Consider the following 16324-nt stretch of genomic DNA (forward strand, 5'->3'; position numbering starts at 1 on the left):
CGCGCAACAAATCACCTGGCAAGATGCACGACGGCACGGCAATTAATGCTTGCTCTGTCCCGCCAGGCGCGCCATACGCTGTGCGTCGGACAACACCCCGCGCAACAGCCGCACTTCCTGCTCACTGAGCGCATTGCGCAGGAACAGCCGGCGCAACTTCCGCATCGCCGACTCTGGCGCGCGGCCCTTGTGGAAATCGATGTCATCCAGAGTTTCGGCCAACTGCCCGAACAGGCCTTCCAATTGCGCGTGGCTGGCCGGCGCTTCGCGCAATCCAGGCGCGGCCGCAGCGGGTGCGGCGGCCGCACTGCGCAACTGGGCCAGCCGCACTTCATAGGCCAAGACCTGCACCGCCGCGGCAAGGTTGAGCGAACTGAACGCCGGGTCGGAGGGGATATGTACCGCCGCATGGCACTGTTGCAGTTCTTCGTTGGTCAGGCCGGTGCGTTCGCGCCCAAACACCACCGCTACCTCGGCCGACTCGGCCACTGTCGCCATCAGACGCTGTGCGGCGTCGGCCGGCAATAATTCCTGCAACGCGACCCGGCGACTACGCGCGGTACAGCCCAACACCAGTCGGCAATCGGCCAGTGCATCGGCCAGCGTCGGCAGCACCGGCGCTTGCTGCAGCAGGTCTTCGGCACCAGCCGAACGCCGGTAAGCGTCGACGTCCACGCTGCATTCCGGCGCCACCAGCACCAACCGCGCCAGACCCATGGTCTTCATCGCTCGCGCCGCAGCCCCAATGTTACCGGGATGTTGGGTTCCCACCAGGACGAAGCGAATGTGGGCAGGATCGGTCATGGCAGCACAACAGAGGGAAGCGAATGGGGGCGTAGATGGTAAACTGTGCGGCCGGCCTTCGCGCCGGGGTGCTCTTTTCCTCGTTCAGCCCTACTCCGCCCTTTCGGGAACCGTTGCCGTGCAAAAACCCGTCGTTACCGTCATGGTCAAGGCCGCCCGCCTCGCCGGCAACGTCCTGTTGCGCCACATCAACCGCCTGGAGGCACTGAACGTCGTGCAGAAGGACCGCATGGACTACGCCAGCGAAGTCGATGCCGATGCAGAGAAGGTGATCGTCAAGGAATTGCGTCGCGCCTATCCGGACTACGGCGTGATGGGTGAGGAAGGCGGCGTGCAGGGAGGCGGCCGCTACATGTGGGTGATCGATCCACTGGACGGCACCAGCAACTATCTGCGTGGATTCCCTCACTATTGCGTGTCCATCGCCTTGGTCGAGAACGGCGAGCCGATCGATGCGGTGATCTTCGATCCACTGCGCAACGAGCTGTTCACTGCCAGCCGCGGCAGTGGCGCGGTGCTCAACGACCGTCGCATCCGTGTCAGCGAACGCAAGGAACTCGATGGCACCATCATCAATACCGGCTTCGCCCCGCGCGAACGCAAGCGCACCAGCGCCCAGCTCAAATGCGTGGATGCGCTGATGGTGCAGGCCGAGGACATCCGTCGCACGGGTTCGGCCGCACTGGACTTGGCCTACGTCGCCTGTGGCCGCGCCGATGGCTATTTCGAGGCCGGCGTGAAAGCCTGGGATATCGCTGCTGGTGTGTTGCTGGTACGCGAAGCCGGCGGTCGCGTCACCGACTTCAAGGGCGCCACGCCAGGCCGCATCGATGATCGCGGCGCCCCGCAATTCCAGATCGTCGCCGGCAATCTCAAGGTCAGCGATGCGCTGCAGAAGCTGATCGTCAACAGCGGGTATGCCGGCGAGTTCGACGCCAAGTTCTAAATCACTGGCCCCAGCAAAAGGGCCATCGCACTAGAGAACCGAAAGCCGCGCGATTGCGCGGCTTTTTTATTTCCGACATGCGCGCAATCGGCACCGCATCGACACTCCAAGCCCAGACCGAAACGCTGGCGAGCGAAGCGGCTTAACGCGTTTATATGCCAAAGACGCGCGCTACTCCGATTGCACAGCGGCCATGACCAGCATCTGCCACAAGACTGTCGTCACATTTTCACGAGAAATTGATTGGCGAGTGCGTAGACAGTGATCGCCATATATCCGGAAATTGATCGGTATATCTCCGAAGTTATAGCGATGCGCACAGGTAACGCTCAATCGCAGATGGCAGCCATCGATAGTTTTCCTCAAGAGCGGCGATAGATGGTCGATATAGGTGCGGGTTTTTGCCCAAAGCCAGGCCCCCACCAGAGCTCACCCGACACCGCGTTGATGGCCCGGTCCGATCACGCAGTCGATAGCTCGTACCTTCCGCTCGGAGATTCTACCAAATGTCGTTCAATCACCTCACCGTCAGCAAACGCTTGGCGATCGGCTTCTGCGGCGTGATCGCCATGTTATTGCTGGTCGGTATCGCCAGCCTGATCGGGTTCCGCAAGTTCATCGCAGCTGCGGCAATGGACGCGCATACCTACCAGGTCATCACCATGGGCGACCACATGCTGTTGAGCCTGCTCAATATCGAAAGCGGCGCGCGCGGCTTCGGCCTCACCAAGGACACCACCTATCTTGAGCCGTTCGAGCAGGGCAAACGCGAATTCCGCACGCAATGGCAGCAATCCAAACAGTTGACCGCAGACAACCCGACCCAGCAGACGCGCTTGCAAGCGATCGCGCAGTCCTACGAACAATTCCTCGCAATCCAGGAAAAGACGCTCGATCAGATCCGTGAAAACGCGAGCGATAGAACTTCCACTCTGTCAACGCTCAACACTCAAGGTAAGCAGCAGATGGATGCACTGCGGGACAGTATCAGGCAGTACGAAGCAACCGAACAGGAGTTGTTGGAAGTACGCCAAGCCGCAAGCCAAACACGCGCACACGCGGGCGAGTGGACCAACATCGGCGGCATGCTGATCGGCATTTTGGCAGCGATATCGCTCGGCTTACTGGTGCGCAACAGCCTGATGCGCCAGCTTGGTGGCGAGCCAGCCTATGCCGCCGAGGTGGTCCGCCGTATCGCCACTGGCGACCTGTCGCGGGACGTGCAACTGACTACAACATCACCATCGCTGTTGAACGACATGCGACAGATGCAGGAGCAGTTGCGCGCCGTGATCCAGGCGCAGACCGAGATGGCAGACCATCACGCAGCAGGACAAATCAGCTTCCGCATGGACGAGCAACACTTTCCTGGTGATTATGGGCGCATGGTGCGCGACGCCAATGCGCTGGTCCATCGCCACATCGAGGTGAATCAGCGGGTGATCGCACTGATGGGCGAATACGCCGAGGGCAACCTGAGCCGCGACCTGGAGCAATTCCACGGCGAGATGGCGATCCTAACCGAGACCATGCACAAGGTGAAAGGTAACCTCGGTGCAATCAATCGCGAGATCGACATCCTGGTCAGCGCGGCCGCACAGGGCGATTTCTCTCGTCGCGGCGACGAAACGCGTTTTGGTCATGCCTTCCGTTCCATGGTGACCAACCTCAATCGCATGATGGTTGATACCGAGACGAATCTGGCGGCGCTATCGCAGTTGCTACGCGCGATCGCCGCTGGCGATCTCACCCAACACATGCAGGGCGAATTCCACGGCGTTTTCGCACGTATGCGCGACGACGCCAACGCCACCGTCGGGCAATTGACCGAGATGGTCGGTCGCATCCAAACAGCATCCACGAGCATCGACAACGCCGCTGGCGAGATCGCCACTGGCAACAACGACCTATCGCGCCGCACCGAACAACAAGCCGCCAGCTTGGAGGAAACCGCCGCCTCGATGGAAGAACTCACCTCCACCGTGAAGCAGAACGCCGAGAATGCACGCCAAGCCAATCAGTTGGCGGTTAGCGCCGCGTCGGTCGCTTCGCAAGGAGGCCAGGTGGTCGGTCAGGTCGTCACCACGATGAGTGGTATCGAATCTTCCTCAAAGCGCATCGCCGACATCATTAGCGTCATCGACGGCATTGCCTTCCAGACGAATATCCTCGCACTCAACGCGGCGGTGGAAGCGGCACGTGCCGGCGAACAGGGCCGCGGGTTCGCTGTGGTCGCCAGTGAAGTGCGTACCCTCGCACAACGTTCGGCCAATGCCGCCAAGGAAATCAAGAGCCTGATCGACGACTCGGTGAACCGCATCGCCGAAGGCTCGGTCCTGGTTGCCCGCGCAGGCACGACCATGCAGGAGGTCGTGGCCTCGGTACAGCGCGTCACCGACATCATGAGCGAGATCTCCGCGGCATCGCAGGAACAGTCGACTGGGATCGAGCAAGTCAATCAGACCATCGCCCAGATGGACGAAGCGACCCAGCAAAACGCCACGTTGGTCGAAGAGGCGACCGCTGCGGCACGCTCCATGGAACAGCAGGCAAACCAGTTGGTTGAGATCGTCGGACAGTTCCATGTGCAAAGGGAAACCTATCCGACAGTGGCAAAGATGGTGGCGCGCGTCACTTCACGCGAGGCCCCGGCCATGCACGTCGCCTCCTGATCAGCAGCACGCACGGGGCGGCTGTGGCCGTCCCGTGTAACGCCGCTCGCGGGAAAAACACCGCGCGCCGCTGCAACGACACAGAAATACATTCGCCCCTTATCCCTGTGCGCCACAGGCAATGCCCGCTGTTCGGGCGTATCGGCGGCCACCGTTCCACCGCACACGACACCTCAACAGGCTCCTGACCCTGACTGCGCGCAAAAGAAAAGCCGCGCATTCGCGCGGCTTTTACAGATTGACCACAGCAGCAGAACCGGGCGTTACTCGCGCGCCGGTCGGTCGCGGGCAGGCTAGTTCACGGCCTGCGCGCCAGCGCCTCCACGTCCTTGGTCTTTGGCAACAGATCCTGCTTGGTCACTTGGAACGGACCGATCGACAACAACGGTACCGCCACGATCACCGAGGACACCACCACGATCACCGCACCGATCATGTGGGTCAGGGCCAAGCCTTGCATCGACGCGCCACCGTACAAGTACAACGCCAACGCAGACAGGAAGAACATCACCGCCGTGATCACCGTGCGCGACAGGGTCTGGTTGATCGAACGATTCAACACCTCGACCGGCTCCACGCGCAGACTGCGGAAGTTCTCGCGCACGCGGTCGAACACCACGATGATGTCGTTGATCGCAAAGCCCATCACCGACAACAGGCCGGCCAGCACAGTGAGATCGAACTCGCGACCGGTCAGCGAGATATACGCCACCGTCACCAGCAGATCGAACAACGCGGTCATGCTGGCCACGACCGCGAATTTCCATTCGAAACGGAAGGCGATGTAGATCAGGAAACCGACCAGCATGAACACCGTCGCGTAGACGCCGTTCAACGCCAGGTCCTTGCCGACCTGCGGCCCGACGAATTCGCCTGGTTGCACCGTTGCCGGGTTCTGCGGCGTCGTCACCGCGTTGCGCACCTGTTCGGCCAGGTTCTTGGTGATGTCCTCGTTATTATGTTCGCCCTGCGGCTGCAGGCGGATCACCACCTGGTTACCACTGCCGACATTCTGCACCTGCACGTTCTCGAAGCCGGCCTTGGCCAGCTGCGTGCGCACCTGATCCACGTCCACCGCCTTCTGGAAACTGGTCTGTACCAGCGCACCGCCGGTAAATTCCAATGCGTAATTGAAACCCTTGGCGAAGATGATCCCCAACGAGGCCAACGCCAGCACCGCCATCAGCACCAGGGTCGGATGCCGCCAGCGCATGAAGTCGATTTTGGTGTCGTTCGGAATCAGGTGAAGCGGGAAAATTTTCATAGGATGCCGCTCTGCGTTTTTTTGGAGCCCGCGCCAACGGGCGCGGGTTCTTGCGAAGGATGGCGTGCGCGGCTCAAATCGCCACGGACTTGAGCTTCTTGCGACGGCCGTAGATCAGTACCGCCAGCGCACGCGACACGGTGATCGCGGTGAACATCGAGGCGAAGATGCCGATAATCATGGTCAACGCAAAACCCTTCAGCGGACCGGTGCCGAACGCGTACAGCGCCACACCCACGATCAACCCGGTGAGGTTGGCGTCGAGGATGGTGCCGCCGGCCTTTTCGTAACCGGCCGCGATCGCCGACTTGGGCGGCACGCCCAGGCGCAACTCTTCGCGGATACGCTCGTTGATCAGCACGTTAGCGTCCACCGACAAGCCCACCGACAGGGCCAGACCGGCGAAGCCCGGCAAGGTCATGGTGGCCCCGAATAGCGACATCACCGAGACCACGATCAGCAGGTTCATCAACAACGCCACCGAGGTGATCGCACCGAACATGCGGTAGTACACGCCGAAGAACACCAGGGTGAACAGGAACGCGTAGACCACGGCGGTGATGCCACGCTCCACGTTCTCAGCGCCCAGGCTGGGACCGATCACATACTCCTCGACGAAGTCCATCGGCGCGGCCAGCGAACCGGCACGCAGCAACTTGGCCAGATTCTCGGCTTCGTTCTTCTCCAGCCCGGTGGTCTGGAAATTCTTGCCGAACACACCGGCGATGCGGGTCGGCGCCAGCGCCTCTTCCTTGACCCGCACGCTGCGCACTTCCTTGCCATCGACCATGGTCACGGTTGGAATGCGCTCGATGTAGACCACCGACATCAGCTTGCCGGTGTTGGCGCTGGTGTAATCGAACATGCGCTGACCGGCCGCGTTGTTGAGCGTCACCGCCACCGCCGGCAGGCCGTTCTGGTCGGTGCTGACGCTGGCGTTGACCATTTGATCGCCCGACACCAGCACACGCTTGTTCAGCAGCACCGGCGCGCCATTGTCGCGCCGATAGTAGACCTTGGCATCGGGTGGAATATTGCCCGAGCGCACCGCATCATCGGCATTGCCGTCGACCACGCCACGGAACTCCAAGGTGGCGGTGGCACCGATCATGCGCTTGGCCTCGGCGGTGTCCTGCACACCCGGCAACTCGACCACGATGCGGTCCTCGCCCTGCCGCTGGATGATCGGCTCGGCCACGCCCAACTGGTTGACGCGGTTGCGCAGGGTGGTCAAGTTCTGCTCGATGGCGCCAGCGGCGATCTGCTTCAGCTCGGCATCGGGCACGGTCACCGCGATGGTCTGCCCGGACACCGCATAGCTCAACGTTGGCTGCGCCTTGGCCAGAAGCGCGCGTGCGGCGCTGGCATCAGCACCCTCGCCCAGGTTGGCCTGGATGCTGTTGTCTGGGCGACGTTCCACCGAACGGTAGGCAATGTGGTTATCGCGCAACGTGGTGCGGAGGTCTTCGGCGAAGGCATCCAAGCGTTTCTCCAGCGCGGCCTTCTGATCCACCTGCAGCGCGAAATGCACACCGCCGACCAGATCCAGGCCCAGCACCATCGGCTTGCCGCCGAGCTTGGACAGCCAACCTGGCACCGTCGAGGCCAGGTTCAACGCCACCGTGTAGTTCTCGCCCACCTGCTCACGCAGGATGTCGTTGGCGCGAGTCTGCGCCTGCAGGCTCGGCAACCGCACCATCAGGCTGTCGCCTTCGTTGGCGACCGATTTTGCGGTGATCCCGGCCGCCTTCAGGTCGGCGAGGACCCGTTCGCGCAGGGCATCGTCGAGCTTACCGCCGCGACTGGCGGTGATCTGGACCGACGGATCCTTCTGGTACACGTTCGGCAGCGCGTACAACGCGCTCAACGCCAGCACGATCAGGATGAGGACATACTTCCAGCGCGGAAACTCGAGCATTGCGGGACCCCGCACGACGCCACGCCGGCGTCGCGCCTAACAGTAGGAGGAATGGATCAGGCGGACTTCAGCGTGCCCTTCGGCAGCACGTTGCTGATGGCACCCTTCTGCACACGGACGCGCACGTTGTCGGCCACTTCCACGGTGATGAAGTTGTCGCCGATGTCCACGACCACGCCGGCCACGCCACCGGAGGTAATGACCTCGTCGCCGCGACCGAGCTTGTCCAGCATCGACTTGTGTTCTTTCTGCCGCTTCATCTGCGGGCGGATCATCGCGAAGTACATCACCGCAATCAGGATGACGGGCAGCAGGAACATCTGCAGACCACCACCGGCAGATGCGGTACCGCCGGCGGTCTGTGCCTGGGCGGCGGGAATCAGGAAATCGAGCGGATTCATCGGGTATGTCCTATAAGTTTGTGCAGCCCGCACCCTTAGGGGGCGGAGCGCTGGTTTGCCGGGAGGCAGCAAGCAGCCGCCGATTATGCCACGATCTGCCTTCACTCTCCCAAACCGCCACCGGCGCCTACCCTGCCCCGGGACAAAGGCGAATGCGGTTCCGCAGAAGCGCGCCATCCGAGACGAGCAGAACGTCACAACGCAGTCCGACTGCCTGCCCACGCGCGCGACGAAAAGCCTGACCGACTACTCCGATGGAAGCGGTGTCGCCTCGACCCCACGCGCCATATAGAAGGACCGCCTGAACTGGGCAAAGGTTCCTGCCGCAATCGCAGCGCGCATCTGCGCCATGAGATTTTGGTAGTACCAGAGGTTATGCAAGGTTCCCAGCATCGGCGCCAGCATTTCGTTGCAGCGATCCAGGTGGCGCAGATAGGCACGCGTATAACCGTTGCTGCAGGCGTAGCAACCACAGCCTGGCTCGATCGGGTCCAGGTCGCGCTCGTATTTGGCGTTGCGGATGCGCACCGTGCCGAAGGAAGTGAAGTAATGGCCATTGCGCGCATTGCGGGTCGGCATCACGCAATCGAACATGTCCACGCCACGGGCCACGCCCTCGACCAGGTCCTCCGGGCGTCCCACGCCCATCAGGTAGCGCGGACGGTCGGCCGGCAACTGCGGGTGCAGGTGTTCGAGCATGGCGTTGCGCTCGTGCTCCGGCTCGCCTACCGCCAAGCCGCCGATTGCGTAGCCGTCGAACCCAATCGTCTGCAAGCCCTCGATCGAACGGCTGCGCAGGTCCGCATGCACGCCACCCTGGACGATACCGAACAACGCCGCATCGTTGCCCAGCGCGTCGTGCGCGTTGCGCGAGCGCTGCGCCCAGCGCAGGCTCAGCTCCATCGAGCGCCGCGCCACGTCTTCTGTGGCCGGGTATGGCGTGCACTCGTCGAAAATCATCACGATGTCCGAGTCGAGCACCTGCTGAATCTGCATGCTCTCCTCCGGGCCGAGGAACACCTTGGCGCCATCGGTGGGGGCGGCGAAGGTCACGCCCTGCTCGCTGATTTTGCGCCGATGCGCCAGCGAGAACACCTGGAATCCACCGGAATCGGTCAGAATCGGCCCATCCCAGCGAGCGAAGCCGTGCAGGCCACCATGGTCGCCAATCACCTGCAAACCCGGCCGCAAATACAAGTGGAAGGTGTTGCCGAGAATGATCTGAGCACCCAGCGCCTTGATCTGCTCGGGCAGTACGCCCTTGACCGAGCCGTAGGTGCCGACCGGCATGAACGCCGGCGTCTCCACGGTCCCGCGCGGGAAAGTCAGGCGACCGCGACGCGCAGCGCCATCGGTGGTGTGGAGTTGAAACTGCAATCGGGACATGGCGCTGGAAGGCGAAAAATCGGAAATGGGAAACAGCTAATGGACACCGCAACAGCAACGAGGCGCTAGGACTCCACCTCGGCCAGGGATGCCTGCGCACTCCACAACAACATGGCATCGCCGTAGCTGAAAAAGCGGTAGCGCTGCGCAATCGCGTGACGGTAGGCAGCGAAGATCCGCTCGCGGCCAGCGAAGGCCGCGACCATCATCATCAACGTGCTTTCCGGCAAATGGAAATTGGTCACCATCGCATCGACGCTGCGGATACGGTAACCGGGCAGGATGAAGATCTGCGTCTCACCGGCGAACGGATGCAACTCGCCGTCCTTGGACGCGCTTTCCAGCGCGCGCACCACCGTGGTTCCGACCGCGATCACGCGCCCGCCAGCGGCGCGGGTGCGGCGGACCTGCTCGACCAGACTAGCGCCGACGTTGAGCCATTCGCGGTGCATCTGATGCTGTTCCAGCGCCTCCACGCGCACCGGCTGAAAGGTCCCGGCACCGACATGCAGGGTGATGTGACCGACCTCCACGCCCCCCGCCTGCAGTTGCTGCAACAGCGGCACATCGAAATGCAGCCCTGCGGTCGGCGCGGCGACGGCACCGGCCTCGCGCGCGAACACCGTTTGGTAGCGCTCGCGATCCTCCACCCCCGGCTCGCGCCGGATATACGGTGGCAACGGCAGCCGCCCGGCCTGCTGCAGCCAGTGTTCCAACGTGCCATCGACATGGAACTGCAACTGGTAGAACGCACCATCGCGGCTCAGCACCTCCGCCTCGCCGCCAGCGTCCAGGGCGATGCGCGCACCGACCTTGGGCGACTTGCTCACGCCAAGTTGCACGCGCGCACACTGACCACCGAGCAGGCGCTCGATCAGGATCTCGACCCGCCCGCCGCTGTGCTTCTGCCCGAACAGACGCGCCGGGATCACCCGCGTATCGTTGAAAATCAACAGGTCGCCCGCACGCAGCAACTGCGGCAAGTCGCGCACCTGACGGTCCTGGAATGGCGCTGGGGCCGGCGGCACACACAGCAGACGACTGGCCGAGCGCTCGGCCAACGGCGCCTGCGCGATCAGCTCCTCGGGCAGGTCGTAGTGGAAATCGGATTTTTTCAAGGCCGGCGAATCGCAGAACCAGGGCCGAGCATTGTAGCCGGCAACGGCATCGCCGCCGGGTACTCCCATGCGGGAGCGGTTCTAAACGCAATCGCAGTGCCAGACGCCACGCCTCAACGCTCGAACTTGGTCGCCAGGATGATCGACGAGGTGGTGCGCTCCACCCCATCCAACGCGCCGATGCGGTCGGTCAGTTCGTCCATATCGTTGACCGCCGGCACCACACCCAGCGCGATCAGGTCGTAGGAACCACTGACCGAATGCAACACGCGCAGCGCATCGATCTCACGCAGCGCCTTGACCACCGAGATCATTTTTTTCGGCGACACGGTGATGAAGATATGCGCGCGGATCGCGCCCTGTTCGTAGTCGTCGCGGGTGCGCACGGCATAGCCGCAAATCACCCCCTCCCGCTCCAGGCGCTCGATCCGGCTCTGCACCGTGGTGCGCGACACGCCGAGCCGACGCGCGATCTGCGCGGTGGATGCACGCGCATCCTCGCGCAGAAGCGACAGCAGGCGTTCGTCTGAGGCCGTGATCTTCATGGCAGCCCATTTCGTCGATTCGACGAAATTACCTTATTTCCCCAGCAAATCAACGCTGCCACTCGACGGCCCCATTCGGATAATGGACTCAGGGCTAACCGCTGGACGATCCGTCATCAGGAGAACTTCATGAGCGTACTGAGCCTTCTCGCCTCGCTCCGCGCCCATCCCGGCGAACGCCTGACGCACGGCTTGGACGATGCCGACATTCTCCGCCTGGCGGCCTCGCATCCGCAGCTTAGCGCGGCGATCGCGGCGGCGGCGGTCGAACATGATCACCTTATCAGGGAGTTCGGCGATCTGCTCGACCTCGACGAGGTGGCGCAGATGCGCACCATACAAGCGGGTTTGGTGAATTTTTACGCCGACGACGCGGTGACCCCCTATGTGCCACTGACCGCGCGCGGCCCATGGGTCGTCACCCTGAAAGGCGCGGTGCTGTACGACGCCGGCGGCTACGGCATGCTCGGCTTCGGCCACACCCCGGAGGCAGTGCTGGAGGCGATGGCGCGGCCGCAGATGATGGCCAACGTGATGACCCCCAGCATGTCGCAGCTGCGCCTGACCCGCGCGCTGCGCGCGGAAATCGGCCACCGCCGTGGCGGCTGCCCGTACAGCAAATTCATGTGCCTCAACTCCGGCTCCGAAGCCGTCGGCCTGGCCGCGCGCATCGCCGACATCAATGCCAAACTGCAAACCGATCCCGGCGCGCGCCATGCCGGCGCCAAGATCAAACGTGTCGTGGTGAAGGGCAGCTTCCACGGCCGCACCGACCGCCCCGGCCTGTACTCCGATTCCAGCCGCAAGACCTATCTGCGGCACCTGGCCAGCTATCGCGGCGAAGACTCGCTGATCGCAATCGCGCCCTACGACGTGGACGCACTGTGTCGTGTCTTTGCCGACGCCGCGCGGCACGACTGGTTCGTCGAGGCGGTCTTCCTGGAACCGGTGATGGGCGAAGGCGACCCCGGACGCGCGCTGCCACCGGACTTCTACGCCGCCGCGCGCGAACTCACCCGCGCACATGGCAGCCTGTTACTGATCGATTCGATCCAGGCCGGGCTGCGCGCGCACGGCGTGTTGTCGATCGTGGACTATCCCGGCTTCGAGCGACTCGATCCGCCTGACATGGAAACCTATTCCAAGGCGCTCAACGCCGCGCAATATCCGCTGTCGGTGCTGGCACTGACCCAATCCGCCTCCCAGGTGTACCGCAAGGGGACCTACGGCAACACCATGACCACCAATCCACGCGCGTTGGAGGTCGCCACCGCCACCCTGGCGCAACTGACCCCGCAATTGCGCGCCAACATTCGCGAACGCGGGGCCGAAGCAGTACGAAAACTGGACAGGCTCAAGGCGCAACTCGGCGGCGCGATCACCCATGTCCAGGGTACCGGCCTGCTGTTCTCCTGTGCGCTGGCACCACAGTTCAAGTGTTGCGGCGCAGACTCCACCGAGCAATGGCTACGCCAGCACGGCGTCAACGTCATCCATGGTGGCGAGAATTCGCTACGCTTCACCCCGCATTTCGAGATGGACAACGAGGAACTGGATCTGCTGATCGGCCTGATCGGCCGCGCGTTGCGCGAAGGGCCGCAGATAGCGCAAACCTCGGCGGCCTGAATCCACATGCGACATACCCTCGGCCGGCGCGCGATCTGAGCAACGCACACGCCGTCCGCCTGCTCACCCGTTCGGGCTGAGGTCACATGCCAGGGCGCAGATCACAGCGCATGACCTCCCACGCAGCGTGACATTGGCGCACAACGCACAACGATCATTCAGCGTTGCAACACCTGCAACGCCGTGCTGACGTACACCAACGGGGCATTCCAGTTGATCGCCACTTCGTTGGTCGCGTAGCTACACTCCTTGTCCAGGTAGGACAGCGCCGGCAGCGTCGAGGTGTAGGCATGCTTGCACATCTGTGCATCCTGCTGGCCCGGCTGCGGACCGCCGACGAGCAGGCCGGGCACCGGCGTGGCGAGGCCATCGGCGATGGAAATGCGGTGATGGATGTGCATCGGCGAACGCGCACCGATGCCAGTGACGAAGGACATCCCAAGTGGGTTGCGCCCGAGCACGTAGTCCAATTGCGACTGTGCGGCCTGCAGGTACTCTGGCTTGTGCTGCACCTGATAGGCCTGCAGTAACAGCATCGCCCTCCCCAGCACAGCACTGTTGCTGCCCCATTGGAAATCCTGCGAGGTCATCGCGATCCGCCAAGCCGAGTGTTGCCAGACCTGCGTCAGATGGTCGGCCAAGCCCTCGATCTCACTGGCAATGCGCGCTTGGTCGGCATGCGGGGTCAACCGCGCGCGATGCTGCGCCAGTGACATCCAAGCCAAACCGCCAACATCGCGCCAATCCGGCACGTTGACCGGCACATGGCGCGCCATCGCCGCGTCGTAATACGCGTTGTCGGCGGTGGCCAGATATAACTCGGTGGCGGCCCAGGCGAACTCGTCGTCGAAGTGCTCGTCATCGTAACCGCCGGTATGCACATCGGGCGGTTGCCGATAGACCACATCCGGATGCGCCTGCGCCCAGGCCCAGGCGTGGCGCGCGGCTTTGAGCATGCGCGCGGACACCCCGCCGAATTGCGCATCGAACGGCGCGTAGATGCGACTGGCCTGCGCCATCACCGCCGCGAAGTCGAGCGTGGCCGCGGTGCTTTTCTGCACAACATAGCGCGGCGCGTTCGCCTGATCCGGCATCTGCATGCCGGAGAAATCCAGGTTGGTCAGTTTGTGGTAGACGCCGCCGTCGTGCGGGTCCTGCATCGCCAACAACCACTGCAGGTTCCAATCGACCTCGCGCAGGATATCCGGCACTCCGCCGCCACTGCCGGGAATACCTTCCTTGTGCGTGGCGAAATACTCGGGGAACTGCTCGTAGGCGGCCAGCAAGGTGTAGACGGTGATACCGGAATTGACCACGTACTTGTTGTAATCACCAGCGTCGTACCAGCCCTTTGGCGCGGCGATCACGGTACCGGCCGGACGTGCAGGCGACGCCGCCGAGGCATGGATCAGCACGTGGTCGTCGGGATGGCCGGACGCGCGCGCGTGGCGTCCGGCGTACTCGCCGGACAGCGCGGTACTGGCGCGATTGTAGTAATAGGCCTTGAGCGCGGCGCGCGCGAGCGCGTCGTAGGCGTTCTCGGCGATGGCGAAATCGTCCGATGGCTTCAAACCGTCCACCCGTAGACGGTAGCGACCTGGGGCGCGCAAGCTAGAGAAATCGGCGATTCTTACCGTCTCCTGCGCAGGTGGCCACAGCGCCGCAGCGCCGAGGGTACCGCGCAACACCACCTCGCCCGAGTCAGCACGTTCCACCACGAACGCGGTGCCGTGACCATCCGGCACCACCGCCAGCTTGCTGGCAGCCGGCAGGAAACCGACCTGATTGAGCCGAATCGGCGATGGCGTGGCCTCGTCGGCACGCAACGCGCAACCGCCAACGAGCAGGCAGACCAGGGACAAGAACCATAGGTGATGAGATCGTTTCATATGCTGATACTCGCCGGCCACGATGACGGCTGCAAGCACGCCGTCGCCGTCCACCCTGCCATGGCGACGTTCAGCCTGCCAGCGCGTGTGCCTGCAGCGTCGAGAGTGCGTGCGTGGTCACGAAACGCCCCTTGGCATCGCGCTGCAAGTGCGCCAACGCACAATCCGGATCGTGGGTGAAAAACAGACGCACCCCGCGCGCTAACGCATCCTCCAAGAACGCGCGCTTCTCGTCGATCAGCAGTTCGGCGTTGCGATCGTAGCCCATGGTGATCGGCACATGCACCCAGGAGCGGCCCGGAATCAGGTCGGCGCAGAACGCCACCCCACCGTGCGCCTGACCATCGCCAGCATTGGCGGGACCGACGATCTCGGCCAGCATCAGCCCCGGCGTATGTCCGTCACTGAAACGGAACCGCACCGCCTCGCCCAAGGTCTGCGAGTACGCACCGTCGACCAGTTCCAGGCGACCGCTGGCCTGGAGCAATTCTGGCAGTTCGGGGATGAAACTGGCCCGGTCGCGTGGATGCGGCTGCAGCGCGCGCTGCCAGTGCGCCGCTCCCACCAAGAAGCGCGCATTGGGAAACAGCAACTGCGGCGCGGCCCCCTCGCGCCACGGTGCCAGCAAACCACCGGCATGGTCGAAATGCAGATGACTCAGCACCACCACGTCGATGTCGTCATGCGCAAAGCCGGCTGCCTGCAACGACTCCAGCAACACATGATGCGCCTCCAGCACGCCATAGCGCTCACGCAGCGCGGGTGGAAAGAACGCACCGATACCGGTCTCGAACAACACCGTCTTACCGGCCAGTGGGCTTGCCAATAACGCGCGGCAGGCCAAGGCGATGCGGTTACTGTCATCGGGTGCAGCCCATTGCTGCCACATCGCCTTGGGCGCGTTGCCGAACATGGCGCCGCCATCGAGTTTCTGAGAATTACCTTGGATCGACCAGAGTTTCATTGCCAAATGCTAACGCATTGGCATCGGCGCATCTGCACCAATGCGGACTCACCTCCAATCGCTGAGGGCCGGCACCAAATCCACACTGGCCTCAATGGTGCATGCCTTGCGCAACAAAATGCAGTGCCCGCCGCAGTAATTCGCAACGCAGTTGAGCACCCCCTCGGCGAAAGCTCCGAAGCGCGTTTTGAAATGGCATCGCGCGTTCTGGTTGCGACACAGTTGGTGGCTGATCGTGCTCTGGGTACGCTCATATACCTCAGCGACGGCACGCATCGACTGCCGATTTTTACAGCACATGGAGACGGTATGGTGCTGACAGATTCAGGCGTCTGGATGACATGGGCAACTCCACGCGTCTATGAAGTGCTACAGATCAGGTCGCCCGGACCACTTCACGAACAACGCTGTTGCGATCCAGAGTTGAACCTGCCCTACTCACCTTGTCTACCTAGCGCCGACGATAGTCAGCATACTCAATGCTTCGCTGGTCAGCGTAATGTAGTGATGTTAGTCAACGATGATCGCCGATACGCTGCTGACACCGCAGTCCGGCACCAATCCGCAACGGCCGGCCTCGGCAACTTGACAAATACCAAGCTGAAAACCTGTTTCCAGAACAGACACAGCGACTCGCCAAACCCATCGCGGTCGCAGCCTAGTTGTCTCCTCTGCCATATCGTCGTCGCCATCTCCAGCAATGCGATCCCGGCCAGTTGCAAAGGTGAAGAGCAACTCACCCGGCGACAACAGCTTCGGGTTTAGCCGGCTACGCAATCCCCCGACGCTCA

General features: G+C 62.9%; 12 protein-coding genes. 3 read left to right on the forward strand and 9 right to left on the reverse strand.

The genetic code is table 11. The annotated features are described in order from the left end of the window. Nucleotides 1–42 precede the first annotated feature (42 nt). Complete coding sequence (locus XALGPE39_RS08540) at nt 43–804, reverse strand: RNA methyltransferase (protein WP_045727817.1); 762 nt, start codon at nt 802–804, stop codon at nt 43–45. Between the two features lie 118 nt (nt 805–922). Between XALGPE39_RS08540 and XALGPE39_RS08545 the strand changes: the two genes are divergently transcribed. Together XALGPE39_RS08545 and XALGPE39_RS16615 are read left to right on the forward strand one after the other, a co-directional pair. Then, nucleotides 923–1750, forward strand: a complete 828-nt coding sequence (locus XALGPE39_RS08545; RefSeq protein WP_045727818.1) for an inositol monophosphatase family protein — start codon at nt 923–925, stop codon at nt 1748–1750. Between the two features lie 506 nt (nt 1751–2256). Further along, nucleotides 2257–4422, forward strand: a complete 2166-nt coding sequence (locus tag XALGPE39_RS16615; protein WP_045727819.1) for a methyl-accepting chemotaxis protein — start codon at nt 2257–2259, stop codon at nt 4420–4422. A gap of 298 nt (nt 4423–4720) precedes the next feature. On the opposite strand, the gene secF is transcribed toward XALGPE39_RS16615, so the two are convergent. The 6 genes from secF to XALGPE39_RS08580 all read right to left on the reverse strand — a co-directional run bounded on the left by secF (nt 4721) and on the right by XALGPE39_RS08580 (nt 11054). Then, a complete protein-coding gene (secF, locus tag XALGPE39_RS08555; RefSeq protein WP_045727820.1) occupies nt 4721–5686 on the reverse strand; it encodes a protein translocase subunit SecF in 966 nt (321 codons plus the stop codon). A 73-nt stretch (nt 5687–5759) separates the two neighbouring features. Beyond that, nucleotides 5760–7604, reverse strand: a complete 1845-nt coding sequence (gene secD / locus XALGPE39_RS08560) for a protein translocase subunit SecD (RefSeq protein WP_045727821.1) — start codon at nt 7602–7604, stop codon at nt 5760–5762. A gap of 56 nt (nt 7605–7660) precedes the next feature. Then, nucleotides 7661–8005, reverse strand: coding sequence for a preprotein translocase subunit YajC (gene yajC / locus XALGPE39_RS08565; RefSeq protein WP_045727822.1), 345 nt, complete (start codon nt 8003–8005; stop codon nt 7661–7663). A 246-nt stretch (nt 8006–8251) separates the two neighbouring features. Then, nucleotides 8252–9391 carry a tRNA guanosine(34) transglycosylase Tgt gene (gene tgt / locus XALGPE39_RS08570; protein WP_045727823.1) on the reverse strand — a complete coding sequence of 380 codons (1140 nt, stop codon included), beginning with the start codon at nt 9389–9391 and terminating at the stop codon, nt 8252–8254. Between the two features lie 65 nt (nt 9392–9456). Continuing rightward, nucleotides 9457–10509, reverse strand: coding sequence for a tRNA preQ1(34) S-adenosylmethionine ribosyltransferase-isomerase QueA (queA, locus tag XALGPE39_RS08575; RefSeq protein ID WP_045729073.1), 1053 nt, complete (start codon nt 10507–10509; stop codon nt 9457–9459). A gap of 113 nt (nt 10510–10622) precedes the next feature. Continuing rightward, nucleotides 10623–11054: an Lrp/AsnC family transcriptional regulator gene (locus XALGPE39_RS08580; RefSeq protein WP_045727824.1), complete on the reverse strand. Its 432-nt coding sequence runs from the start codon at nt 11052–11054 to the stop codon at nt 10623–10625. A gap of 129 nt (nt 11055–11183) precedes the next feature. On the opposite strand from XALGPE39_RS08580, the gene XALGPE39_RS08585 reads away from it, so the two are divergent. Further along, nucleotides 11184–12680 (forward strand): aminotransferase class III-fold pyridoxal phosphate-dependent enzyme, encoded by a 1497-nt coding sequence (locus XALGPE39_RS08585; protein WP_045727825.1) that lies wholly within the window; start codon nt 11184–11186, stop codon nt 12678–12680. 158 nt (nt 12681–12838) lie between these two features. On the opposite strand, the gene XALGPE39_RS08590 is transcribed toward XALGPE39_RS08585, so the two are convergent. Together XALGPE39_RS08590 and XALGPE39_RS08595 are read right to left on the reverse strand one after the other, a co-directional pair. Next, entirely contained in the window at nt 12839–14569 is a 1731-nt protein-coding gene (locus XALGPE39_RS08590; RefSeq protein WP_082061949.1) for a glycoside hydrolase family 9 protein, read from the reverse strand. Between the two features lie 70 nt (nt 14570–14639). Beyond that, the gene (locus tag XALGPE39_RS08595) at nt 14640–15533 is read right to left on the reverse strand and encodes an MBL fold metallo-hydrolase (RefSeq protein ID WP_045727827.1); all 894 of its coding nucleotides are present in this window, start codon (nt 15531–15533) and stop codon (nt 14640–14642) included. Nucleotides 15534–16324: the final 791 nt, after the last annotated feature.

Origin of the sequence: Xanthomonas sp. GPE 39, from assembly GCF_000963005.1 — a bacterium.
Taxonomy (GTDB): domain Bacteria; phylum Pseudomonadota; class Gammaproteobacteria; order Xanthomonadales; family Xanthomonadaceae; genus Xanthomonas_A.